This window comes from Modestobacter sp. VKM Ac-2978 (assembly GCF_026968025.1).
Taxonomy (GTDB): Bacteria; Actinomycetota; Actinomycetes; order Mycobacteriales; family Geodermatophilaceae; genus Modestobacter.
Genome location: NZ_JAPVBP010000018.1, coordinates 1 through 423 on the forward strand (window position 1 = coordinate 1; position 423 = coordinate 423).

Below are 423 nucleotides of genomic sequence, written 5' to 3' on the forward strand. Positions count from 1 at the left end.
AGCCGCGGCGACCGCCGGATCGGCTACGTGCCGCAGAACTACACCGCCGCACTCGGCGAGGCGGTGCGCGCCCGCGACCTGGTGATGCTCGGCCTCACCGGCGGCCGGTTCGGGCTGCGCCGCGCCTCGGCTGCCGAGCGGGCCCGGGTCGACGAGGCGCTGCGCCGGGTGGGCGCCGACGGCTACGCCGACCGGCGGATGTCCGAGCTCTCCGGCGGCCAGCAGCAGCGGGTCGCGATCGCCCAGGCCATCGTGGACGACGCCGAACTGCTGCTGCTCGACGAGCCGCTGGCCAACCTCGACCTGCGCAACCAGCACGAGGTGGTCGCGCTGCTCGGCGAGCTCACCCGCGAGCGCCGGGTCACGGTGCTGGTCGTCGCGCACGACCTCAACCCACTGCTGCCCGTGCTCACCGACGCCGTC

The 423-nt window shown here is 75.4% G+C and carries 1 protein-coding gene; it reads left to right on the forward strand.

Features of this window, described 5'->3' with window-relative positions; translation table 11 throughout:
* On the forward strand, positions 1–423 hold a 423-nt coding region (locus O2W53_RS23785), incomplete at both ends, for an ATP-binding cassette domain-containing protein (protein ID WP_269165527.1).